Raw genomic sequence first — 23,419 nt, forward strand, 5'->3', positions numbered from 1 at the left:
AGCCCACCTGGACTTACGGGGCCGGGCGCCGATCACCTCAATGACGGGCGGAACGGTTTCGCACCGCGAACACGCGGTCGGCGGGTGAGCGGCGGCTCCTCCACGCGCGGCTCCTTCGCGGGCGCCTACTTCACGGGCGTCGCGTAGTGCAGGTCCACGGTGCCGGTGTAGCCGGGCAGCGTGATGGTGCCCTCGTCGGCGACGTCCCAGCCGAGGCCGTAGACGTTGACGTACACCATGTAGTTCTGGATCGCCTTGCTCGCGGCGAGCGCCTGCTTCAGCCGGTCCGGGTCGCCCACAGCGGTGATCTTGTACGGGGGCGAGTAGACGCGGCCCTGGAGGATCAGGGTGTTGCCGACGCAGCGGACCGCGCTGGTGGAGATCAGCCGCTGGTCCATGACCTTGATGCCCTGGGCGCCGCCGTGCCACAGCGCGTTGACGACCGCCTGGAGGTCCTGCTGGTGGATGACGAGGTAGTCGGGCTGCGGGGCGGGATAACCGGGGAGCTTGGCGGTGGCGTTCGGCGGGGCGTCGTCGAGGGTGACGGTGACGGCCTTGCCGGTGAGCCGCTCGGTGCCCGCGCTCTTCTCCAGCCCGCCGAGCTTCTCGTCCTGGGCGCGGGTGCTGCCGTCGTCGCCCTCGGCGAGCGATTCCACGCCGCGCCGCAGTGTGGCGTTGGACTCGTCCAGGCCCTGGTTCTTGCGGCTGCGCTCCTGGATCAGGTCCGACAGCTTCAGCAGCGAGGTGTCGGTGCGCAGGTCGGTGCCCTTGGCGGTGTTGAAGCTGGTGACGAAGAGGAGCCCGGCCAAGGCGAAGACCCCGGCGGTGAGTATCCGTACCGGCCGGAAGCGCGCGCGGCGGGCCGGAGCGGGACCCCTTGCTCCCGTCCCTGGGGAGTCGGCAGAATTGCTCAACGTACCCTTATCTCCTTCGGCGCCGCGGAAGCACTACGCTAACGGACGCCCGGGGGAGGGCTCGGTGTGCCCTTGCCGTCCCCTTGTACGCTGCCCCGAGCCCGACCCAGACACCTGCGCGGCCACGCAGCGCATCGACAGGAGAGACCCTCGTGCCGAAGTCACGTATCCGCAAGAAGGCCGACTACACGCCGCCGCCCGTCAAGCAGGCGCAGGCCATCAAGCTCACCAACAGCGCCTGGGTCGCGCCCGTCATGCTGGCCATGTTCCTCATCGGCCTGGCGTGGATCGTGGTGTTCTACGTGACCGACGGCTCGCTGCCGATCGACAGCCTGGACAACTGGAACATCGTGGTCGGCTTCGGCTTCATCGCCGCGGGCTTCGGCGTCTCCACGCAGTGGAAGTGACGGGGCTCCACGCCCGGTCCGGCCGACCTCTGCCCACGGCCCGCCGCTGAGTTATCCACAGGCCAACGAAGTATCCACACCCCCCTGGGGAAAAGGAATACGATCTGTGGATAACTAATCCCCGGTTGACGCCGACAACACCATCCGACGACCGGTTCTCCACCACGCGCCCCCTGTCTGACCTGCGGAGTCTCATCCGAGCGACAGGGGGCACAGCTGTTCCCGCACGGTATGCACAAGATCGGGCACAGACTGTGGACAACGGTTCGGGCTCAGGTGAGCTGCACGGTTCTCACCAGGGTGAGAACGGCCACCACGACGAGCACCAGGGCACACGCGCCGTACTGGATCAGCGCCCGGCGCTCGCGCGGGGCGTGGACCATCGCGTACCCCAGGACGACACCGGCGACCAGGCCGCCGATGTGCGCCTGCCAGGCGATGCCCGGCACCCCGAAGGTGATGATCAGGTTGACCACCAGCAGCACGATGACCGGCCGCATGTCGTAGCGCAGGCGGCGCATCAGCACGGCGGTGGCGCCGAACAGGCCGAAGATCGCACCGGAGGCGCCCAGCGAGGGCTGGTTGGGCGCGGCCAGCAGATAGCTCAGCGCACCGCCGGCCAGGCCGCAGACCAGGTACAGCGTGAGGTAGCGGGCGCGGCCGAGCGCGCCTTCCAGCGGGCCGCCGATCCACCACAGGCTGAGCATGTTGAACAGCAGGTGGACATACCCGCCGTGCAGGAACATCGAGGTCAGCAGGCGGTAGTACTGCCCCTCGGCGAGACCCTGCACGCCACCCAGGTGGGGGACGTAGGCCCGGCCGATCAGATCGAGCTGGTCGGTGAACTTGTCGCCCAGGGAGAGCGAGGCCAGGAAGGCGGCCAGGTTCAGCCCGATGAGGATCTTGGTGACCAGCCGGGGATCGCTGGTGAGGGTGCCGCCCGCCAGGGTGCGGGGCCGGTTGTCCTGGCTCGCGGCGGGTGCGGTGCCGCTCGGGACGGGGGCGGGGGTGCCGCCGCGCACGCAGTCGGGGCACTGGAAGCCGACGGAGGCGTCGACCATGCACTCGGGGCAGATCGGGCGGTCGCAGCGGGTGCAGCGCACGCCGGTCTCGCGGTCCGGGTGCCGGTAGCACCCGGGCACGCTGCGGGCGCCCGGGGCGTCGGCTGCGGCCTGGTCCATGAGATCCCCTTGTCCCTCTTGTCCCCCGCGTCGTCCGCCGAGGCTCCGGGAGCGCGGCACCGCCCCTCGCTCATCTTTACGGACGAGCGAGGCATTTGGTTCCGGTCAGCTCTCGCTCTTCTCCACGACGACGGACTCGATCACCACGTCCTCGACCGGACGGTCGTTGCGGCTGGTGGGGACGGCCGCGATGGCGTCGACGACCTTCTGGCTCGCCGGGTCCGCGACCTCGCCGAAGATGGTGTGCTTGCGGTTCAGCCAGGTGGTCGGGGAGACCGTGATGAAGAACTGCGAGCCGTTGGTGCCCGGCCCGGCGTTGGCCATGGCGAGCAGATAGGGCTTGTTGAAGGACAGGTCGGGGTGGAACTCGTCCGGGAACTGGTAGCCGGGGCCGCCGATGCCGGTGCCGAGCGGGTCGCCGCCCTGGAGCATGAAGCCGCTGATCACCCGGTGGAAGGTGGTGCCGTCGTAGAGCCGGTCCGTGCTCTCGACGCCGGTCCCCGGGTGCTTCCAGGAGCGCTCGCCCCGCGCCAGTTCGACGAAGTTCTTGACCGTGGCCGGCGCGTGGTTCGGGAACAGCCTGATCTTGATGTCGCCGTGGTTCGTCTTGAGGGTGGCGTAAAGCTGCTCGGCCACGATCTGCCTTCCGTTGTCTTTCCGTTCGCCTCCGATCCTCGCACGCCCAGGTCGGCCCGGAGCCGGGCGGGCGATGGTGAGTTCGGGTCGGAATGGGCAGCGCCGAGCGGGGAATCGTGGCAGTGTCGTGGACGGGGCCGGTTGCCCGGAATTTCCTGACTTCGACAGAGATCGGCACCCGTATGCCCGTCCACGCATGCTGTGTGGGCCACGGGCAGGCATGATCCGTAACAGGGTGGACAGTCGAAATACCGTACGCCACCGAGGAGGAGGTTCCCGTGACCCGCATCGACAGCGTGCGCGCCGCGACCGGTTCGGCCAAGGACAGCGTGCTGCACGCAGCGGACGTGGTGGCGCCTTACGCCGACACGGCCAAGGAGCGCGCCGCGCATTACACGCAGGAGGCGCGCGTACGGCTGGCGCCCGTGGTCGCCCAGGCGGCCGACCAGGCCCGTCTGCAGTACGACGCCAAGCTCGCCCCGCAGGTGGAGCGAGCGCTTTCCCACGTGCCGCCGAAGGTCGATCAGGCAGCGCAGGACGCCGCCAAGCTCACCCGCAAGGCCGCCAAGCAGGCAGCCGATTACTCCCGTCCCGTACTGGAGCAGGCCGTGGCCGCCGCCACCCCGGTGTACGACGAGGCCGCCGCGCGCAGCGCCGCCGCCTTCGTCGCGCTGCGCGGCAATGTCTCGGCCAAGGAGATCAAGAAGCTGGCCCGCCGCAACGAGCGCCGGGGCCGTACGGGCCGCGCGCTGAAGTACATGGCGCTGGCGAGCCTGCTCGCGGGTGGCGCCTATGTCGTATGGCAGTGGTGGGACCGTCAGGCCAACCCGGACTGGCTGGTCGAGCCCCCGGCCGCGACGGAGATGCCGGACGCGGCCCGTCTGCACTCGGTCGACGGCACCGGCCCCTCCGTACTGGACCCGGAGGTCCAGGCGAAGCAGGTCGAGGACGACATCGAGGGCGACGAGAACAGGTGACCTGCCGGTCCCCAAGTCACGCTCCTCGCACGCCGTTTCACGTGAAACACTGAGAAAACCCCCTCCGCACTGCGTTTCCGCAGCTCGGAGGGGGTTTTCGCTGTGGAGCCTAGGGGAGTCGAACCCCTGACATCTGCCATGCAAAGACAGCGCTCTACCAACTGAGCTAAGGCCCCGGACGGGAACGACCGGCAGGAGAACGGGCTCCCGGCGGGCGTCGCAGACCAGAGTACCGGGTCACCCCCCGTATCCCGCAAAAAGATTGGGGGTCCCCGCGAAACACCCCGCTCCGTAGGATGCTCGACGTGGTTCGCTTCAGCGAACCACGGTTTCTGGGGAAGCGATGGGGAGACGCAATGGACGCCGCACAGCAGGAAGCCACCGCGAGAGCGCGGGAGCTCCAGCGGAACTGGTACGGGGAGCCGCTGGGGGCGCTCTTCCGTAAGCTCATCGACGATCTCGGGCTCAATCAGGCCCGGCTCGCCGCCGCTCTGGGGCTGTCGGCTCCGATGCTGTCGCAGCTGATGAGCGGCCAGCGCGCCAAGATCGGCAACCCCGCGGTGGTCCAGCGGGTCCAGCTGCTGCAGGAGCTGGCCGCACAGGTCGCGGACGGCAGTGTGAGCGCGGCCGAGGCGACCGACCGCATGGACGAGATCAAGAAGTCCCAGGGAGGCTCGGTGCTGAGCAACACCACGCATACGACGAGCAGTTCGGGCGCGCCGACGGTCAAGCGCGTGGTCCGCGAGATCCAGTCGCTGCTGCGCTCCGTCGCCGCCGCCGGGGACATCATCGACGCCGCGGACACCCTCGCCCCGACCCACCCCGAGCTGGCAGAGTTCCTCCGGGTCTACGGCGCGGGCCGCACCGCCGACGCGGTCGCGCACTACCAGTCCCACCAGAGCTGACCCCCGGCCCGGTCCGGAGGGGGTCCGGCACCGGGCCCGGTCGTACGGCCGGGGCAGCACACCAGGGGGAGGAGCTGCACGGTCATGGGTGAGGTCTTCGCGGGCCGGTACGAGCTGGCCGACCCGATCGGGCGTGGCGGTGTGGGCGCGGTATGGCGCGCCTGGGACCACCGCAGACGGCGCTATGTCGCCGCCAAGGTGCTTCAGCAGCGCGACGCCCACACCCTGCTGCGCTTCGTGCGCGAGCAGGCACTGCGCATCGATCATCCGCATGTGCTGGCACCTGCCAGCTGGGCGGCCGACGACGACCAGGTCCTGTTCACCATGGACCTGGTGTCCGGTGGCTCCCTGGTCCATCTGATCAACGACTACGGTCCCCTCCCCCCGGTGTTCGTCTGCACCCTGCTGGACCAGTTGCTGTCCGGCCTGGGCGCCGTGCACGCCGAGGGGGTCGTGCACCGGGACATCAAGCCCGCCAATGTGCTGCTGGAGGCCACGGGCACCGGTCGGCCGAGGCTGCGGCTGTCCGACTTCGGTATCGCCATGCGGTTCGGGGAACCCCGGCTGACCGAGACCAACCTCGTGGTGGGCACGCCGGGTTATCTGGCGCCCGAGCAACTGCTGGGGGCCGAACCCGACTTCCCCGGTGACCTGTTCGCCGTGGGCCTGGTCGCCCTGTACCTGCTGGAGGGGGCCAAGCCGGACGGCAAGGAGATCGTCCGGTACTTCCTGGAGCACGGGACGCCGGGTGCGCCCGCGCGGGTGCCGGAGCCGCTGTGGCAGGTGATCGCCACCATGCTGCAGCCCGATCCCGCCGCCCGTTTCCGCACCGCCACGGGTGCGCGCAAGGCGCTCGCGGCCGCGAGGGAACTCCTGCCGGAGCCCGGCCCCGACGACGAGCCGATAGAGATCTTCGACCAGCTCGGCCCGCTGCCCCCCGGCTTCGGCCCCGAGGGCCCGTCCAAGCCCGCCGCCGCGGTGGACCCGCGCTGGGAAGGCCGGGCCCCCGGCGCCCCGGACACCAGCGGCACCACGACCGACGCGCCGATCCCCAGGGCCTCCGTCACGCCCCCGACCGTCGACCTCGCCACCCCGCGCCCGGCCGTCACCGCCCCGTCGATGTCCGACACGGGCAGCTTCCACCTCCCGCCCCCGCGGCCACCCCGCCCCGCCACCGACCCGCAGACCGCCGCGTACACCGCCCGCGACCCACGCACCCCTCCCCTCAATCCCCCCAGTCCCGCCAGCCACCGGGCCGCCGCCACCCGCCCGCGCCCCGGCCCCCCGGCCAAGGTCGCCGTACCGGTGCTGCTGCTCGCGCTGCTCTGTTACGCGGTCGGCCTCTGGGCACTGGCACACGGCTGAGTGTGCCGGGGGTCGGCCGGTCGGTCGCGCTGTCGGCGGTACTCCGTCACACCGTCGGCTTCTGCGCACCGGCCCGCGTCCGCCGGGCCAGCAGCGTCCAGCCGACCAACCCCAGCAGCAGCGCCGTACCGGTGCCGAGACCGCCGTAGGCGAGTGCGCGCATCGTCGGGTCGCTGCTCCCGGTGGCGCCGGACTGCTCGTCCCGCGCGCTCACGGTGAAGAGGCCGGTCGGTTCGGGGCGCCCCCGGTACTCCGGCCCGGCGTGCGCGTCTCCGTCCACCCGCACCCGGAGGGTCACGCCGAAGGGGCCGGTGCCGAAGGAGTCGGCCATGCGCTCGCTGAGGTGGACGACCAGGTAGTAGTCACCGGCGAAGCGGACCGCGTTCTCGCCGCTGGGTACGGCGTAGCGGTTGGTGTATTCGACCGGGGGCACCGGTGCGAGGGACGTGGCGCGCCGGGTGCCGGTGTAGCCGAGGGCGACGTCGGTGACGGGGCCGCGCGCCGGGTTCAGCAGGGAGAGGGTGAGGGCGCCGCCGACGTAGCCGTGGCCGGTGGGGGTGGCGTCCAGTTCGGCTCCGGCGTTCACCTGGCGGCCCCAGCCGACCGGGACCTTGTAGAAGAGGGTGTCGCCGGGGGCGAGACGGGTGCGCCAGGCGCCCTGGCCGAGGGAGGTGGCGGTGCTGAAGCCGTCGCCGCCGCGTCGCTCCCGCGGCTCCTCGCCGGGCGGCTCGGGTGTGGCGGAGTTCCAGGAGCCGGGCGGCGTGGACGGCGCTGCCGCCGCGAGGGCGGGTTCGGTGGCGGGGGCCAGCTCCAGGTCCCAGCGGTCCGGGGTGGAGTTCTTGGCGTCCAGCCGCTCCACCACCAGGAAGTACACGGACGCGGCCTCACACAGCGACTTGCCGGTGTCCCGCTGGCCGACGGCCGTGACGGGCCGGGGGCTGAGTCCGGCGCCGAAGGACGCGGAGGAGTAGAAGCAGGGGTTGCCGTCGGCGTCCTGGATCGAGACCCGGATGCCGTCCGTGGCGGCGACGGTCGCGCCGCGCGGGGGTATGGCGGTGACCGGGACGTAGACGTTCGACGTGGCGTCGAGGGTGAGGTGGTAGTAGAGGCGGCCGTGCGCGGGCAAGGAGCTGCGGTAGGTGCGGCCGGCCACGATCGACTTCGCCCCGTCGGTGTCCGGCGAACCCGCGACACTCTCGGCACCGGGGGCGAAGGCGTACCCGGTCCCGCGCGGCACGGCCAGGGCGTCCGGCGCGGGTGTCCAGGCGAGCGTCCACACCACGGCCCCCGCGCACAGGGCCCTCATCGCGTTCCGCCAGCCCCGCCGCATCCGCCGCCCCCTGCCCCTAGGTCACATGCCGGGGCTCATATTGCCCGGTACCGCTTGCGCCATCAGGGTTTTTCGCACGGCCGTCCGAAACGCCCGCGCCCCGAGAAGGGGGCCTACCCCACGTATCGGCACCCGGCAACACAGAACCCCGGCCGCTCGAGCGGCCGGGGTTCGTTCAGATCGTGGTGCCGGGTTTCAGGAACCGGTGGGCACGGAGTCGGTGGCCTCCGTCCACAGGTCCTGCTCGGCGCGATCGGCCTGGATCTGGCGGTACACAAGGAGACCGCCGATGGCGGCCAGTGCGACCAGGAGCAGCTTCTTCACCGCGCGACCTCGTCTTTCGTTGACGTAGGGGACCTCTGGAGCCCGACTATACACACCGGCCGAGACCGATCGGTGACCTGCGGCGGGCCCCCAACTCCCGCCCCTCGGCAGGGGTTGCGGCGCCCCGGAGCCACCACGATCGGAGGGTGATCACACCCGCACAGAAGGTTGTGTTCCTGCCGTTTCGAGAAGCTTTCAGGGGTTTTCCGCCTCCTTGCACCCATCCGTGTGGTGTTCATCTGAACATCGACGCGCCACGGGCGTCGGTCCACCACTTCGCGGCCCGCATACACATCATGAGGAAAGTACGCAAATCGCCCAACCTGAAAGTGAGGGGTTATGGCCAGGAACAAGGTCATGACGCTGTGGACCGCCATCGCCACCGCCTTCCTCGCGCTGTGCACGGCGCTCGGACTCGTCACCGCGACCGCCCCGGTCGCCTCGGCCCGCACCGAGAGCCCGAGTCACGGCAGCACGGAGCACACCGCCCCCGAGGCACCGGCGGCCACCAGCCACCAGGTCTGGCCACAAGCCAGGTCCCTGCCCCCCACGATGAAGCAGCGCATCCGGGCCGAGGCCCACGGGAAGTCCCCCCACTGCCGGAACCGCTCACTGGCCGGACGGGAAGCGGGCACCCTCACCCCGCACCGCGTCAACGCCCCGGACCGCACCGAGACCACCCACCGGCAGGAGAGCACCGAGCAGTACGCGTCCCACCTCGACTGCTGAGCCCCTCGGCCGGACATCCAGTACCGCGGACGTCTCGACCTATTGGCGACTTGCGTACCCGACCGTCGACACGGAACGCCCCCCGGCCCACCGGCCTGGGGGCCCGCACCACGTCCGCCGCGTTGTCCGCGGCGGCGCTCAGTCCCCGAGCAGCACAGCCTGCGAGGGGCACTTCTCCACGATCTCGCGCACCAGCGGATCGTCGCCGGAATCCTCCCGGCCCGGCCTGACCACGCCGTATCCCTCGACGAAGTCGAAGACCTCGGGAGCGCGGTACGCGCACTCGGCCGAGCCGTAACACGCGTTGCGGTCCACGGACACCTTCATGCGGCCTCCCCTGCTCGCCCGCTCGCACGGGCAGCCCCGGCGCGGCGGGCCACCGGCGGCCCGCGTCTACGACGACCCTGCCCCTGTGACGCCCGCCCGAACCGGCGGCGCGGGCCGGGCCCACGCCGCCGCCCGTCCGGCACCGGTCCCTCCCCTCGTGGGGACCGGTACCGAACGGAGCGGAGGGTCTTCGTCCCGCGCCGAGCCGGTGTGTCCGGCACGGGCGGACGGATCTCATGGCGTCCCGCCACGCCGTGACAGCATCCCGGCGAACTTTGACCGAGAACGTTCGGCGTCCGGTGGGCCTTTTTCCCGGAGTCGGCAGGTGGCCTGTCCGGACGGTGTGTGACAGCTCCGCTACCGCGATGTGATCCTGCCATCTATGGCAACGGGCGAGGAGGTCCGGACCACCGAACCAGGGCTTTCCCGCAGGTCAGCCGTATAGGGTGAGTTTTCCGGTCCGGACGCATCAGATGGGGGAAGTGAGGGGTGGGACCTTGGGTTCCGACTCAGGGGCACGCACAGCCTTCGCCGAACGCCTCGCCCTGCTGTACCGGGAGGCCGGGAACCCGCCCCTGAAGAGCGTGTCCGAGGCGGTCGGCCGACTCCAGCGGGTGGACGAGCGGGGGCGTCCCGTCAGGGTCTCCGCGCAGCGCATCAGTGACTGGAGACGGGCCAAGAACGCGCCCGCCCAGTTCGCCGCCCTCGCCGCCGTCCTCCAGATCCTCATCCCCGAGGCCCGCCGCGCCAGCCCCGCCCCGGTCTCCAGCGGCCTGTACGACGTCGCCCAGTGGCAGCGACTGTGGGAACGCGCCCTGGCCGACCCGGTGGGCGAGCGCCCCGAAGGCCCCGCGGCCGAGCCTCCTCCGGCCGAGTCCCCGGTGTGCCCGTACCGGGGCCTCGCCTCCTACCGGCAGGAGGACGCCCGCTGGTTCTTCGGCCGGGAGCGCGGCACGGAGGCGCTGGTGGCCCAGCTGCGCGCCGCCGAACGCGGCGGGGGACTGGTGATGCTGGTCGGGGCCTCCGGTGCCGGGAAGTCGTCGCTGCTCAACGCGGGCCTGATGCCCGCGCTGGAGGAGGGGGGCGCGCACACGGTCCGCCAGCTCGTGCCGGGCGCCGATCCGCTGGGGGAGCTGACCCGGCTGATCCCGGCTCTCGCCCCGCTCGCCGCCGAGGCCCGGGCCGCCGAGGACGATGAGCCGGGCTCCCCCGGTCTCTCCGGGGCGATACGGGAGGCGGTCACCGAGTGGGCGCTCGGCCACCGGCCTCCGGGGACGGCCCTCACCATCCCCGGCCCACGCCACTCACCGGAGTCCCCGGCCCCCGTACCGGAGCCCGGCGCCCACGGGACGGCCCGGCCGGTGCTGATCGTGGACCAGTTCGAGGAGACCTTCACCCTCTGCCCGAGCGAGGCCGACCGCCGGGCCTTCGTCCAGTTCCTGCACGCCGCCTGCACCCCCGGCCCCTCCGGCCCCGCCCCCGTCCGGGTCGTCCTCGGCATCCGCGCCGACTTCTACGAGGAGTGCCTCGGCTACCCCGAACTCGCCGACGCCCTCCAGCACCGGCACATGGTGCTCGGCCCGCTGACCACGGCCGAGCTGCGCGAGGCGGTGAACGGACCGGCGCGGGCGGTGGGACTGGAGCTGGAGGGGGGCCTGACCGAGCTGATCGTCCGCGAGGTCAGCGCCGACGGCCCGCGTGGCGCCCATGACGCGGGCGTGCTCCCGCTGCTCTCCCACGCCCTGCTCGCCACCTGGCAGCGCCGCAAGGCCGGACGGCTGACGGTGGCCGGATACCGGGCGGCCGGCGGCATCCAGGGCGCGGTCGCGGCCACCGCCGAGCGCGCCTGGTCCGGGCTCGACCCGGCCGCCCGTACCGCCGCCCGGCTGCTCCTGCTGCGCCTGGTCCGGCTCGGCGAGGACACCCAGGCCACCCGCAGGCGCGGCACCCGGCGCCAGCTGGCAGCCGAGTCCACCGACCCGGACAAGACCGAGGAGTCGCTGGAGGCGCTGGTCCGCGCCCGGCTGGTCACCCTCGACGCGGAGACCGTGGAGATCACCCACGAGGCACTGCTGCACGCCTGGCCCCGGCTGCGGCACTGGATCGACGACAACCGGGGCGACCATCTGCTGCGCCAGCGCCTGGAGGAGGACGGCCGGTCCTGGGAGGACTCCGAGCGCGACAGCTCCCTGCTGTACCGGGGCTCCCGTCTTGAACAGGCGCGCGGCTGGGCGGAGTCGGCCGGGGACACCTATCTGACGCGGGGCGCGCTGGACTTCCTGGCCGCCTCGGTACGGCTGCGCAGGCGCACGGTGCTGGTCAGCAGGGCCGCAGTGGCGGCGCTCACCGTGCTGGCGGTGCTGGCCGCGGGGGCGGCGGTGGTGGCCTGGCAGCAGCGGAACGACGCGGTGTTCGAGCAGGTCCTCGCGGAGGCCGACCGGGTCCAGCACACCGACCCGTCGCTGGCGGCGGGCCTCGACCTGGTGGCGCACCGGCTGCGCCCGGACGACGAGGGCGCGTACAGCAGGCTGATCTCCATCGTGAACGCCCCGCTCGCCACCCCGCTGAGCGGCCACACCGGCGCCGTCTACCTCACCTCCTTCAGCCCGGACGGCAAGACCCTCGCCACCGCCAGCTACGACCGCACCGTCCGCCTGTGGAACGTCGCCGACCGAGGCCACCCGAAGCCCCTGGGCGCCCCGCTGCACGGCCACCGGTCCTGGGTAAGCAGCGCGGTGTTCAGCCCGGACGGGCACACCCTGGCCAGCGCGGGCGACGACGGCACGATCCACCTGTGGGACGTCACCGACCCCGCGCACCCCACGTCCCTGGGGGAGCCCCTCACCGGTCACGACGGCACGATCTACCTGGTCGCCTTCAGCCCGGACGGCCGCACCCTGGCCAGCGCGGGCGAGGACCGCACCGTACGGCTGTGGAACGTGGCCGACCCGCACCGGGCGAAGCCGCTGGAGGCGCTGCGCGGGCACAGCGCGCCGGTGCGCTCGGTGGCGTTCAGCCCGGACGGGCGGACCCTCGCCTCGGCGGGCGACGACGACACCGTGCGGCTGTGGGACGTGGCCGACCCCGGGCATCCCGAGGCCCGGCGCGGGGTGTTGCGGGGGCACACCGATCTGGTGCATTCGGTGGCGTTCAGCCCCGATGGGAAGGTGCTGGCCAGCGGCAGCGCGGACGACACGATCCGGCTGTGGAACGTGGCCGACCCGGCGCGTCCGGCCCCGCTGGGCTCGCCGCTGACCGGGCACACCGGGCCCGTGTGGTCGGTGGCGTTCAGCCCGGACGGGGGTAGGCTCGCGGCGGCCAGCGCCGACTCGACGGCCAGCCTGTGGAACGTCACCGACCCCGCCTCCCCGTCCCAGGTCGGCGAGCCGCTCGCGGGGAGCAGCGGGGAGATGTACGCGCTCGGGTTCAGCCCGGACGGACGGACCCTCGCCACCGGCAGCGGCGACGGCAAGGCCCGGCTCTGGGCGGTGCCGACCTCGGACATGACCGGGCGCGGCGCCGCGTTCCGCCCGGACGGGAAGGTGCTGGCCACGGCCGCGCGCGACGGCCGGGTCCGGCTGTGGCGGGTGACGGCGCCGGGGCGGCCGGTGGCGCTGGGCGCGCCGTTCATGCCCGCGGACGGCGGGCAGCGCACCCTGATGTTCGCGCCGGACGGCCGCACGCTGGCCGTGCTGAGCGGAAACCGCTCGGTGTACCTGTGGAACGTGGCGGACCCCGCGCATCCGATGGTCGCCGGGCCGCCGCTGAAGCTGATGACCCGCTTCATGGGCGCCGACGCGCTCGCCTTCAGCCCCGACGGCCGCGTCCTGGCCACCGCCTACGACGACCACCGGTTCCGGCTGTGGAACGTGTCCGACCCCGCCCGCCCGGCCCCCTACGGGCCACCCCTGGCCGGACACCGGGGGTACATCAACGCGCTGGAGTTCACCCCGGACGGGCACACCCTGGCCAGCGGCAGCGCGGACGGCACGATCCGGCTGTGGAACGTGACCGACCCGGCCCGGCCGGTCCCGCGCGGCCACCCGCTCACCGGCCACTCGGGCCCGGTCAACGCGCTGGAGTACAGCCCGGACGGCCGCACCCTGGTCAGCGGCGGCGACGACGACACGGTCCGGCTGTGGGACGTCACCGACCCCGGCTCGGCGGGCCCCGTCGGACGCGTCCTGACCGGGCACACGGAGTCGGTGACCTCACTGACCTTCAACGCCGACGGCCACACCCTGGCCAGCGGCGGCAACGACAACACCGTCCGCCTGTGGGACCTCACCGACCCCGGCTCGGCGGCCCCCATCGGCCAGTCGATGAGCCCGTACGCCAAGACGGGCAACTTCCTCGCGTTCAGCCCCGGCAGCCACGTCCTCGGCGTCTCCAGCGGCGCGGACACGGTACGTCTGTGGAGCCTGGACGCGGACGAGGCGGTCACCCACATCTGCGCGGTCACCCGAGGTGTCCTCACGCCCCAGAAATGGCACGAGTACCTCCCCCGCCTCTCCTACGACCCCCCGTGCCCCCACTGACCCACCAAGATCAGCCAACTCCCCCACCGTTCAACCCCGTTGGCCCCGCAACGCCCCCAACCTTGTTACCCTTGGCCATAGCCCGATCGCTGGTGCATCCCCCGTCGCCAGCGATCGGGTCTTTTGCGTGCCTGGCGCCGCTCAGTCCCCGGAAGAACCGAAGAAGCCGACATGCGTGGGTCGGCCCTCGGCGTGCAGCACCACATAGACACCGGTCCAGCTCGTCCGGTGCTCACCGAGCAGCGTCGTGCCCTCGTCCGCGGGACGCCCGGACTCCAGCACCTCGTGGGCCCGAGCCATCGCGTCCTCGTACTGACGCACGCTCGGGCGGTCCGTGCCGAAGTGGTGGACGAGCCGAGCGGCGGGCAGCGGACGGAGCGTGAGACTCTTTGCCGAGCCGGGCTTCCCGGCCACGCGCCGCACGTCCAGGATCGAGTGAGTCCCCTCCTCCTCCATGAACTCCTCGTCGGCGTACAGCTCCGCACGGCTCCCGTACTCCTCGCCGCCGCCGTACAACTCCCGGAAGACCTCGTCGTGCAGGGCCTCCAACGTCGCCTCGACGTTTCCTCTGTACGGAGTGACGTAATCCCACCCACTGGCACCCATGAACCGCCCCCTTCAGTGCCTAAAGTCCCAGACCGCCCCTGACGGACGACTCCTGCCTGGTGAACTCTCCCGTCAGCATCGGCATCGCCTTGCCGATGGCGGCCTTTGTCTCCGGCAGTGTCAGCGAGGCGTCGTGGTGTTCCTTGCTCTGCCAGACCTCGGTCACCCAGATGGTCACGTCATCGTCGTCGGACACGCTGACGACGTAGAGGTGGCATCCCGCCTCGCGGAGACCGTCCACCCCGCTCAGCAGAATGGAGACGACTTCGTCGCGGGAACCGGGCTGGGTCTTCATCGAGCCGATGTAGCCGTAAGTCATCGTGACTCCCTCTCCCAGGGATGGGCCGGTGCTTGCCTTGGACGAGGACAGTCAAGCAGGTATGCCGAAGACCCCCGGCCCAAATGGACCGGGGGTCTTCGTGAATGTGGGGCTAACAGGATTTGAACCTGTGGCCTCATCCTTATCAGGGATGCGCTCTAACCAACTGAGCTATAGCCCCGCCCGCGCTTTGCGGGGTGACCCGCGCGCTGACTCCTGAAGATTAGCGCACGACCGGGGCAGTCCCAAAATCGGTTGTCGGGGGATCGTCAACCGGGCCGGGAGGCACCCTCACTCGTCCTCCGCCAGCGTCAGTTCGACGCCGCCCACGAAGCCCGCGGAGAGGTTGTAGATGAAGGCGCCCAGCGTCGCCAGGGCGGTGGCCAGGACGACATCGATGACCGCGATGATCGTGGCGAACATCAGCACGTGTGGCAGCGACAGGTACGCCTGGAGGTCGAAGCCGGTCGCCTCGGTGGCCCCGGTCGCCTCGGAGATCGTGCCGCCCACGGTGGAGAACACGCCCATCGCGTCCAGCACCATCCACAGCACCGCCGACGCCACGATCGTGCAGATGCCGAGCGCGATGGAGAGCAGGAAGCTGACCTTCATCACCGACCACGGGTCGGCCTTGGCCACCCGCAGCCGCGCCTTGCGGGTACGCGGCGCCGTGCCCACACCGGAGCGCGGACGGCGTACCGCGCCCGCGGGCGGCTGCGCCGCGTACGCCTGCGGCGGGTGGTAGGGCCCGCCGGGCTGCTCGGGGCCACGCTCACCGGGCAGCGGGGAGGCCGCCATGCCCTCGGTCGCAGCGGCCTTGGCCTGGGCGCCACGGGTGTCCGTCACGGTTCCCCCCTGGGAACTCGAAGAATCAGGAGAAGAAGCAGGAGTAGCAGCAGAAGAAGTGTCGGCCGGGGCCGACTGCGGGCCCGTCGCGGTACCGGCGCTCCCCGCGCCCCGCTTCCGCCCCGCCTTCGCGGCGGAGCCACGGCCGCCGCCGTCCGTCTCCGTACCCGTAGAGGTACCGGCCGATCCGGCGCCCGTGGCTCCGCTCACGTGATCCACTCCTCGTGCTACTCGACTGAGGGCGCCTCACCCTCGTCCGTGCCGGTGATCTCGATGACCTCGACGGTCTCGTCGACGACGATCTCGCCGTCGACCTCCTCCGCCTCACGCCCCGCTTCGGCGTTGCGAGCGATACCGACGACGGCATCTCGCTTGCCCAGGTTGATCAGCTGGACGCCCATGGTGTCACGGCCCGTCTCCCTGACTCCGCTGGCGCGCGTACGAATCACACCGCCGGAGAGGGTGATGGCGAGGATCTCGTCACCCTCCTCGACGATCAGCGCGCCGACGAGCGAACCCCGGTCCTCCACGATCTTGGCAGCCTTGATGCCCAGACCGCCACGCCCCTGGACGCGGTACTCGTCCACGGCCGTGCGCTTGGCATAGCCGCCGTCCGTCGCGGTGAAGACGAACGTACCCGGCCGCACCACGTTCATCGAGAGCAGCTCGTCGCCCTCGCGGAAGCTCATGCCCTTCACACCCGAGGTGGCACGGCCCATCGGACGCAGCGTGTCGTCCGAGGCGGTGAACCTGATGGACTGCGCCTTCCGGCTGACGAGGAGCAGGTCGTCGTCGGCGGAGACCAGCTCGGCGCCGATCAGCTCGTCGTCCGTGCCGTCCTCGCGCGCCCGCAGGTTGATGGCGATGACACCGCCGGAGCGCGGCGAGTCGTAGTCCTTCAGCGGGGTCTTCTTCACCAGACCCGCCTTCGTGGCGAGCACCAGGTACGGCACCGCCTCGTAGTCGCGGATCGCCAGGATCTCCGCGATCGCCTCGTCCGGCTGGAAGGCGAGCAGGTTGGCCACGTGCTGGCCGCGCGCGTCCCGGCCCGCGTCGGGCAGCTCGTACGCCTTCGCCCGGTAGACCCGGCCCTTGTTGGTGAAGAACAGCAGCCAGTGGTGCGTGGTGGAGACGAAGAAGTGGTCGACGATGTCGTCCTCCTTCAGCTTCGCGCCCCGCACCCCCTTCCCGCCGCGCTTCTGCGCCCGGTAGTCGTCCGTCTTGGTGCGCTTGATGTAACCGCCGCGCGTGACGGTGACGACGATGTCCTCCTCGGCGATCAGGTCCTCGATGGACATGTCGCCGTCGTAGGGCACCAGGGTGCTGCGCCGGTCGTCGCCGAACCGCTCGACGATGGTGGCCAGCTCGTCGTGGACGATCTGACGCTGCAGCGACTCGGAGGCGAGGATGCGGTTGTACTCGTTGATCTTCGCCTGGAGCTCGTCGTGCTCCTGGACGATCTTCTGACGCTCCAGGGCGGCCAGACGGCGCAGCTGCATCTCGAGGATGGCGTTGGCCTGGATCTCGTCGATGGCGAGGAGGTCCATCAGGCCCGCGCGGGCGATCTCGACGGTCTCACTGCGCCGGATCAGCGCGATGACCTCGTCGATGGCGTCCAGGGCCTTCAACAGACCGCGCAGGATGTGCGCGCGCTCCTCGGCCTTGCGCAGCCGGAAGCGGGTCCGGCGGACGATGACCTCGATCTGGTGCGTCACCCAGTGCCGGATGAACGCGTCCAGCGACAGCGTGCGCGGCACACCGTCGACCAGGGCCAGCATGTTGGCGCCGAAGTTCGTCTGCAGCTCGGTGTGCTTGTACAGGTTGTTCAGCACGACCTTGGCGACCGCGTCCCGCTTGAGGACGATCACCAGACGCTGACCGGTGCGGGACGACGTCTCGTCACGGACGTCGGCGATGCCGCCGATCTTGCCGTCCTTCACCAGGTCGGCGATCTTCTGCGCCAGGTTGTCGGGGTTCACCTGGTACGGCAGCTCGGTGACGACCAGGCACTGCCGGTTCTGGATCTCCTCGACCTCGACCACCGCGCGCATCGTGATGGAGCCGCGCCCGGTGCGGTACGCCTCCTCGATGCCCTTGCGGCCCACGACCAGCGCGCCGGTCGGGAAGTCCGGGCCCTTGATGCGCTCGATGAGGGCGTCCAGCAGCTCCTCCTGCGACGCCTCCGGGTGCTCCAGGTGCCACTGGGCACCGGCCGCGACCTCACGGAGGTTGTGCGGCGGGATGTTGGTCGCCATGCCGACCGCGATACCGGCCGAGCCGTTGATCAGCAGGTTGGGGAAGCGGGCGGGCAGGACGGTCGGCTCCTGGGAGCGGCCGTCGTAGTTGTCCTTGAAATCGACGGTGTCCTCGTCGATGTCGCGGACCATCTCCATGGAGAGGTGCGCCAGCTTGCACTCGGTGTACCGCATGGCGGCCGCGGGGTCGTTGCCCGGCGAGCCGAAGTTGCCGTTGGAGTCGACGAGCGGCATGCGCATCGCCCAGGGCTGGGCGAGGCGGACCAGGGCGTCGTAGATCGAGCTGTCGCCGTGGGGGTGGTAGTTACCCATGACGTCGCCGACCACGCGGGCGCACTTGTAGAAGCCGCGGTCGGGGCGGTAGCCGCCGTCGTACATCGCGTACAGCACACGGCGGTGGACGGGCTTGAGGCCGTCCCGGACGTCGGGCAGCGCGCGCGACACGATGACGGACATCGCGTAGTCGAGGTAGGAGCGCTGCATCTCGGCGTCGAGGCCGACCGGTTCGATCCGGAGGGCGACGGCGTCGCCCGGCTCCTCCACCGGCGTCACCGGTTCGGGCACGATGTTCGGGGTCTCGTCGGTCATTGCTGGTGAAGATCCTTCCTGGTGCGGTCAGCCGGGACCGACTCAGATGTCGAGGAAGCGGACGTCCTTGGCATTGCGCTGGATGAACTGGCGGCGGGCTTCGACGTCCTCGCCCATCAGGACCGAGAACAGGTCGTCGGCCTGGGCGGCGTCGTCGAGGGTGACCTGGCCGAGGACCCGGAGGTCGACGTCCATCGTGGTCACCCGCAGCTCCTCGGCGTTCATCTCGCCGAGGCCCTTGAAGCGCTGGATCGAGTCCTCGCGGACCCGCTTGCCACGCTGACGGCCGATCTCCAGCAGGGCGTCCCGCTCGCGGTCGGAGTACGCGTACTCGAAGTCGTCCCGGCCCCACTTGATCTTGTACAGCGGCGGACGCGACAGGTAGACGTGCCCGGCCTCGATCAGGGGCCGCATGAAGCGGAACAGGAAGGTCAGCAGCAGGGTGTTGATGTGCTGGCCGTCGACGTCGGCGTCCGCCATCAGGATGATCTTGTGATAGCGGAGCTTGGCGATGTCGAAGTCCTCGTGCACACCCGTGCCGAAGGCGGAGATCAGCGCCTGGATCTCCTGGTTCTGCAGGATCTTGTCGATCCGCGCCTTCTCGACGTTGAGGATCTTGCCTCGGATCGGGAGGATCGCCTGGTACTCCGGGTTGCGGCCCGACTTGGCGGAACCGCCGGCGGAGTCACCCTCGACGATGAAGATCTCGCACTTGGCCGGGTCGTTCGACTGGCAGTCGGACAGCTTGCCCGGCAGCGCCCCCGACTCCAGCAGGCCCTTGCGCCGGGTGAGGTCACGGGCCTTGCGGGCCGCGACGCGCGCGGTGGCCGCCTGGATGCCCTTGCGGATGATGTCCGCCGCCTCGACCGGGTTGCGGTCCAGCCAGTCGTTGAGGTGCTCGTAGACCGCGCGCTGCACGAAGGTCTTGGCCTCCGTGTTGCCCAGCTTGGTCTTCGTCTGGCCCTCGAACTGCGGCTCGCTCAGCTTCACCGAGATGATCGCGGTCAGACCCTCGCGGATGTCGTCACCGGTGAGGTTGTCGTCCCGCTCGCGCAGCAGCTTCTTGTCGCGCGCGTACTTGTTGATCAGGGAGGTCAGCGCGGCCCGGAAGCCCTCCTCGTGCGTGCCGCCCTCGTGGGTGTGGATGATGTTGGCGAAGGAGTAGACACCCTCGCTGTATCCACCGTTCCACTGCATGGCGACCTCGAGGGACAGGGCCTTGTCCTTGTCCTCCGCCTCCAGGTCGATGATCGTGGGGTGCACCATCTCGCCCTTGCGGGAGTTCAGGTACTTCACGTAGTCGACGATGCCGCCGTCGTAGTGGTACGTGACCGACTTGACCTCGGCCTTCTCGTCGGCGCCCGCCTCGTCCGCACCGCTGGTGGCCTTCGCCTCCTCGCGCTCGTCCGTGAGCCTGATCGTCAGGCCCTTGTTGAGGAACGCCATCTCCTGGAAGCGCCGCGACAGCGTCTCGAAGGAGTACTCGGTGGTCTCGAAGATCTCCGGATCGGCCCAGAAGGTCACCGAGGTGCCGGTCTCCTCCGTGGCCTCGTTCTTGGCCAGCGGGGCCGTCGGGACGCCCATCTTGTAGTCCTGCGTCCAGCGGTAGCCGTCCGTCTTCACCTCGACGGCGACCTTCATGGACAGCGCGTTCACCACGGACACGCCCACACCGTGCAGACCACCGGAGACGGCGTAACCGCCACCGCCGAACTTGCCGCCCGCGTGCAGCACCGTGAGCACGACCTCGACGGCCGGCTTGCCCTCGGAGGGAACGATGCCGACCGGGATGCCGCGGCCGTTGTCGACCACGCGCACTCCGCCGTCGGGCAGGATCGTCACGTCGATCATGGTCGCGTGCCCGGCCAGGGCCTCGTCGACCGAGTTGTCGACGACCTCCTGCACCAGGTGGTGCAGACCGCGCTCACCGGTGGAACCGATGTACATGCCGGGGCGCTTGCGGACCGCGTCCAGCCCTTCGAGCACGGTGATGGCACTGGCGTCGTAGGAGGTGGAGGCGGCTGCCTCGCCGTTGACGCCGGCGTCGGTGGAAGGGATGTTCTCGTTGGGGTTGCCGGAATCGGCCACGAAGCGCCCTTTCTGGCACAGCACGAGCGCTCCTTGCGGGTGCGCGCCCTCCGGGAGGAGGGTTGCCGGAGCGGCTGCGGCATGTTGCGTTGGTAAGCCCTGAATCAGCGTTGCTCAGCTTTTCCCGGACGGTCCCCACGATTGGGGCGGGATCGCCTTCCAGTCTACCGGTAGCGCCGACAATGATGGGGGCTTGCGGGCACCTGAGTCCGCATGTGCCGCCCTGAACCGGCCCCGACCGGGTCCCGATATGGGGAAGGGGGCTGCGAGGGGCTCACAGCGGCGCTCAGGGCTTCGGGCCGTCAGCCCTTGTCCATCGGGGGGTACGCCCATGATCGGCCCGTGATCCGTACACCCGTACGGCCCTGGAGCGCCCGCACGCCTCGCTGGTCAGACGTGAGGTACGTCACCCGTAGGTGTCGCCCGGACCGGCGCTTCCCGGCGCCCTGAGGGGGCCGTAACGGCGCACCGGGGCACCCGGACCGTTCACCTTGATCATCCGGACCGTGCCGTGCCCGAGGTCCTCGTTCAGCCGGGCCACGAGCGTCGGCGCCAGCAGCCGCAGCTGCGTCGCCCACGCCGTCGAGTCGCAGGAGACCGACAGCACCCGCTCGTCCTCGTCGTACCGCTGCGGCACACAGTGCTTCGCCAGGTCCTCGCCGACGATCTGCGGCCAGCGGCCCATCACACCGCCCACCGCCGCCGGGGCCTCCCAGCCGCGCTCGTTCAGCAGCCGGTTGATCGCCGCGCCCAGCGCCATCGGGTCCCGGCCGTCCGCCCGCGCGCCAGAGCGCAGCCCGCCGCCGCGCCGCACCTGCTTCTTCTGCCGCGCCGCGTCCCCACGCGCGCGTGCCTGCTCCTTCGCCGCGCGCAGCGCCACGCGCGCGAGGTCGACACCGGACGGCTCCGGCGCCTTGCGGTCCTCGCCGCCCTCACCGGCGCTCATGCCGGTTCCACCGTCCCGTCGGCGACCGCGTACCGGGCGCCCGCCAGGACGTGCGGCACGTCGTCGTCGACCGCGGCCGTCACGAGCACCTGCTCTCCGGGCGCCACCAGCTCGGCCAGCCGCTCCCGGCGGCGCGCGTCCAGCTCGGCGAAGACGTCGTCCAGGATCAGCACCGGCTCATTGCCCTCGTCCCGCAGCAGGTCGTACGAGGCTAGGCGCAGCGCCAGCGCGTAGGACCAGGACTCGCCGTGCGAGGCGTAACCCTTGGCGGGGAGGCGGCCGAGCCGGAGCACCAGGTCGTCGCGGTGCGGGCCGACCAGGGTCACGCCCCGCTCGATCTCCTGCTTGCGCGCCTCGGCGAGCGCCGCCAGCAGCTGCTCGGCCAGTTCCTCACGGGTGTGCGCGGTGCCGGGCGCGGAGGACTTGTAGTCCAGCGCCACGGGGCCGCCGCCGGGGGCCAGCTGCTCGTACGCCTTGTCGGCGAGCGGCTGGAGCACCGCGATCAGGTCCAGGCGCTGCGCCAGCAGCTCGGCGCCCGCGCGCGCGAGGTGCTGGTCCCACACGTCGAGCGTGGAGAGGTCCATGGTGCGGCCGCCGTGCCGACGCGCCAGGGCCGCCGACTTCAGCAGGGTGTTGCGCTGCTTGAGCACCCGCTCGTAGTCGGAGCGGACGCCCGCCATGCGCGGGGAGCGCGCGGTGATCAGCTCGTCCAGGAAACGGCGCCGCTCACCGGGGTCGCCCTTGATCAGCGCCAGGTCCTCGGGCGCGAACAGCACGGTCCGCACGATGCCCAGCACGTCACGCGGCCTGACCTGCGCGGACCGGTTGATCCGGGCCCGGTTGGCGCGGCCGGGGTTCAGCTCCAGCTCGACCAGCTGCTGCCGCTCGCCCTGCCGGACCTGCGCCCGGACGACGGCGCGCTCGGCGCCCATGCGGACCAGGGGGGCGTCGGCGGAGACCCGGTGGCTGCCGAGGGTGGCCAGATAGCCGACGGCCTCGACGAGGTTGGTCTTGCCCTGCCCGTTGGGGCCGACGAAGGCGGTGACGCCCGAGCCGAGCGGAACCTCGGCCCGGGCGTACGAGCGGAAGTCGGCCAGCGAAAGATGCGTGACGTGCATGGTCGTTCGCCGACCTCCCTCAACAGCCTGTGGATCGCGGACGCGACCCTGTGGACTACTTCTTCTGCGTGCCTACGGCTTCTTCTCCACCGCGTGGCCGCCGAACTGGTTGCGCAGCGCGGCGATCATCTTCATCTGCGGCGAGTCGTCCTGCCGCGAGGCGAACCGCGCGAACAGCGACGCGGTGATCGCGGGCAGCGGCACCGCGTTGTCGATCGCGGCCTCCACCGTCCAGCGTCCCTCACCGGAGTCCTGCGCGTAGCCGCGGAGGCCGTCCAGGTGCTCGTCGTCGTCGAGCGCGTTGACCGCGAGGTCGAGCAGCCAGGAACGGATGACCGTGCCCTCCTGCCAGGAGCGGAAGATCTCGCGGACGTTCTCCACGGAGTCGACCTTCTCCAGCAGCTCCCAGCCCTCGGCGTACGCCTGCATCATCGCGTACTCGATGCCGTTGTGGACCATCTTGGAGAAGTGGCCCGCGCCGACCTTCCCGGCGTGTACGGAGCCGAAGTCGCCCTCGGGCTTCAGCGCGTCGAAGACGGGCCGCACCTTGGCGACGTTCTCCTCGTCACCGCCGTACATCAGCGCGTAGCCGTTCGCCAGGCCGTGGACGCCGCCGGAGACGCCGCAGTCGACGAAGCCTATGCCCTTGGCCGCCAGCTCCTCGGCGTGCTTCTCGTCGTCCGTCCAGCGGGAGTTGCCGCCGTCCACGACCACGTCGCCGGGCTCCAGCAGCTCGCCGAGCCGGTCCACGGTCGCCTGCGTCGCCTCGCCCGCCGGAACCATCACCCAGACCACGCGCGGGGCGCTGAGCTTGCCCACAAGCTCTTCGAGGCTGTGGACGTCCGCGAGGTCCGCGTTGCGGTCGTATCCGATGACGGTGTGGCCTGCGCGGCGGATGCGCTCGCGCATGTTGCCGCCCATCTTGCCGAGGCCGACGAGACCGAGCTCCATCAGTTGTTCCTTAGGTCGCTGTGTGGCGTGCCGGGCACGTGGGTGCCCGGCACCGAGCCTAACGGCGGC

Annotated in this window: 20 protein-coding genes and 2 tRNA genes; 6 read left to right on the forward strand and 16 right to left on the reverse strand. The window is 71.0% G+C overall.

Annotated features, from left to right (window positions below; genetic code table 11):
* Window positions 1-125: 125 nt before the first annotated feature.
* Window positions 126-914 carry a DUF881 domain-containing protein gene (locus ACI2LY_RS24450; RefSeq protein WP_404709042.1) on the reverse strand — a complete coding sequence of 263 codons (789 nt, stop codon included), beginning with the start codon at window positions 912-914 and terminating at the stop codon, window positions 126-128.
* A 152-nt stretch (window positions 915-1,066) separates the two neighbouring features.
* Between ACI2LY_RS24450 and crgA the strand changes: the two genes are divergently transcribed.
* On the forward strand, window positions 1,067-1,321 hold the full coding sequence (crgA, locus tag ACI2LY_RS24455; RefSeq protein ID WP_030805947.1) for a cell division protein CrgA: 255 nt from the start codon (window positions 1,067-1,069) through the stop codon (window positions 1,319-1,321).
* Window positions 1,322-1,593: 272 nt separating this feature from the next.
* Here the strand turns inward: crgA and ACI2LY_RS24460 are convergent, their stop codons facing one another.
* A complete protein-coding gene (locus ACI2LY_RS24460) occupies window positions 1,594-2,502 on the reverse strand; it encodes a rhomboid family intramembrane serine protease (protein ID WP_404709043.1) in 909 nt (302 codons plus the stop codon).
* A gap of 105 nt (window positions 2,503-2,607) precedes the next feature.
* Window positions 2,608-3,138 (reverse strand): peptidylprolyl isomerase, encoded by a 531-nt coding sequence (locus ACI2LY_RS24465; protein ID WP_393913242.1) that lies wholly within the window; start codon window positions 3,136-3,138, stop codon window positions 2,608-2,610.
* Window positions 3,139-3,416: 278 nt separating this feature from the next.
* On the opposite strand from ACI2LY_RS24465, the gene ACI2LY_RS24470 reads away from it, so the two are divergent.
* The gene (locus ACI2LY_RS24470) at window positions 3,417-4,115 is read left to right on the forward strand and encodes a DUF5324 family protein (RefSeq protein WP_393594262.1); all 699 of its coding nucleotides are present in this window, start codon (window positions 3,417-3,419) and stop codon (window positions 4,113-4,115) included.
* 103 nt (window positions 4,116-4,218) lie between these two features.
* Here ACI2LY_RS24470 and ACI2LY_RS24475 read toward each other — a convergent pair.
* A tRNA-Ala gene (locus ACI2LY_RS24475) sits at window positions 4,219-4,291 on the reverse strand.
* Between the two features lie 180 nt (window positions 4,292-4,471).
* Here ACI2LY_RS24475 and ACI2LY_RS24480 point away from each other — a divergent pair.
* Complete coding sequence (locus tag ACI2LY_RS24480) at window positions 4,472-5,020, forward strand: helix-turn-helix transcriptional regulator (RefSeq protein WP_164188304.1); 549 nt, start codon at window positions 4,472-4,474, stop codon at window positions 5,018-5,020.
* A gap of 84 nt (window positions 5,021-5,104) precedes the next feature.
* Window positions 5,105-6,385 carry a protein kinase gene (locus tag ACI2LY_RS24485; protein WP_404709044.1) on the forward strand — a complete coding sequence of 427 codons (1,281 nt, stop codon included), beginning with the start codon at window positions 5,105-5,107 and terminating at the stop codon, window positions 6,383-6,385.
* A gap of 46 nt (window positions 6,386-6,431) precedes the next feature.
* Here the strand turns inward: ACI2LY_RS24485 and ACI2LY_RS24490 are convergent, their stop codons facing one another.
* On the reverse strand, window positions 6,432-7,691 hold the full coding sequence (locus ACI2LY_RS24490; RefSeq protein ID WP_404709045.1) for a hypothetical protein: 1,260 nt from the start codon (window positions 7,689-7,691) through the stop codon (window positions 6,432-6,434).
* 219 nt (window positions 7,692-7,910) lie between these two features.
* On the reverse strand, window positions 7,911-8,039 hold the full coding sequence (locus ACI2LY_RS24495) for a DLW-39 family protein (RefSeq protein ID WP_003999697.1): 129 nt from the start codon (window positions 8,037-8,039) through the stop codon (window positions 7,911-7,913).
* 339 nt (window positions 8,040-8,378) lie between these two features.
* Here ACI2LY_RS24495 and ACI2LY_RS24500 point away from each other — a divergent pair, with 339 nt between their 5' ends.
* Window positions 8,379-8,768, forward strand: coding sequence for a DUF6344 domain-containing protein (locus ACI2LY_RS24500; RefSeq protein WP_404709046.1), 390 nt, complete (start codon window positions 8,379-8,381; stop codon window positions 8,766-8,768).
* Window positions 8,769-8,906: 138 nt separating this feature from the next.
* Here ACI2LY_RS24500 and ACI2LY_RS24505 read toward each other — a convergent pair whose 3' ends face one another.
* On the reverse strand, window positions 8,907-9,095 hold the full coding sequence (locus ACI2LY_RS24505) for a ferredoxin (protein WP_393913246.1): 189 nt from the start codon (window positions 9,093-9,095) through the stop codon (window positions 8,907-8,909).
* A 473-nt stretch (window positions 9,096-9,568) separates the two neighbouring features.
* Between ACI2LY_RS24505 and ACI2LY_RS24510 the strand changes: the two genes are divergently transcribed.
* Complete coding sequence (locus tag ACI2LY_RS24510; protein WP_404709047.1) at window positions 9,569-13,633, forward strand: NACHT and WD repeat domain-containing protein; 4,065 nt, start codon at window positions 9,569-9,571, stop codon at window positions 13,631-13,633.
* Between the two features lie 141 nt (window positions 13,634-13,774).
* Here ACI2LY_RS24510 and ACI2LY_RS24515 read toward each other — a convergent pair whose 3' ends face one another.
* The 9 genes from ACI2LY_RS24515 to gnd form a co-directional block, all read right to left on the reverse strand.
* On the reverse strand, window positions 13,775-14,239 hold the full coding sequence (locus ACI2LY_RS24515) for a hypothetical protein (protein ID WP_404709048.1): 465 nt from the start codon (window positions 14,237-14,239) through the stop codon (window positions 13,775-13,777).
* A 19-nt stretch (window positions 14,240-14,258) separates the two neighbouring features.
* Complete coding sequence (locus tag ACI2LY_RS24520; RefSeq protein ID WP_404709049.1) at window positions 14,259-14,558, reverse strand: putative quinol monooxygenase; 300 nt, start codon at window positions 14,556-14,558, stop codon at window positions 14,259-14,261.
* A gap of 107 nt (window positions 14,559-14,665) precedes the next feature.
* A tRNA-Ile gene (locus ACI2LY_RS24525) sits at window positions 14,666-14,739 on the reverse strand.
* A gap of 110 nt (window positions 14,740-14,849) precedes the next feature.
* Window positions 14,850-15,614, reverse strand: coding sequence for a DUF3566 domain-containing protein (locus ACI2LY_RS24530; protein ID WP_404709050.1), 765 nt, complete (start codon window positions 15,612-15,614; stop codon window positions 14,850-14,852).
* Between the two features lie 17 nt (window positions 15,615-15,631).
* A complete protein-coding gene (gene gyrA / locus ACI2LY_RS24535; protein ID WP_404709051.1) occupies window positions 15,632-18,247 on the reverse strand; it encodes a DNA gyrase subunit A in 2,616 nt (871 codons plus the stop codon).
* Between the two features lie 42 nt (window positions 18,248-18,289).
* Entirely contained in the window at window positions 18,290-20,359 is a 2,070-nt protein-coding gene (gene gyrB, locus ACI2LY_RS24540; RefSeq protein ID WP_404709052.1) for a DNA topoisomerase (ATP-hydrolyzing) subunit B, read from the reverse strand.
* Window positions 20,360-20,741: 382 nt separating this feature from the next.
* Complete coding sequence (locus ACI2LY_RS24545) at window positions 20,742-21,281, reverse strand: DUF721 domain-containing protein (RefSeq protein WP_393594283.1); 540 nt, start codon at window positions 21,279-21,281, stop codon at window positions 20,742-20,744.
* The gene (gene recF, locus ACI2LY_RS24550; RefSeq protein ID WP_404709053.1) at window positions 21,278-22,399 is read right to left on the reverse strand and encodes a DNA replication/repair protein RecF; all 1,122 of its coding nucleotides are present in this window, start codon (window positions 22,397-22,399) and stop codon (window positions 21,278-21,280) included. Before recF ends, ACI2LY_RS24545 begins: the two co-directional genes overlap by 4 nt.
* A 72-nt stretch (window positions 22,400-22,471) precedes the next feature.
* Window positions 22,472-23,353 (reverse strand): phosphogluconate dehydrogenase (NAD(+)-dependent, decarboxylating), encoded by an 882-nt coding sequence (gene gnd / locus ACI2LY_RS24555; protein ID WP_389004458.1) that lies wholly within the window; start codon window positions 23,351-23,353, stop codon window positions 22,472-22,474.
* Between the last annotated feature and the right edge of the window lie 66 nt (window positions 23,354-23,419).

Source organism: Streptomyces sp. NPDC002176 (genome assembly GCF_044903645.1).
Classification (GTDB): Bacteria; Actinomycetota; Actinomycetes; order Streptomycetales; family Streptomycetaceae; genus Streptomyces.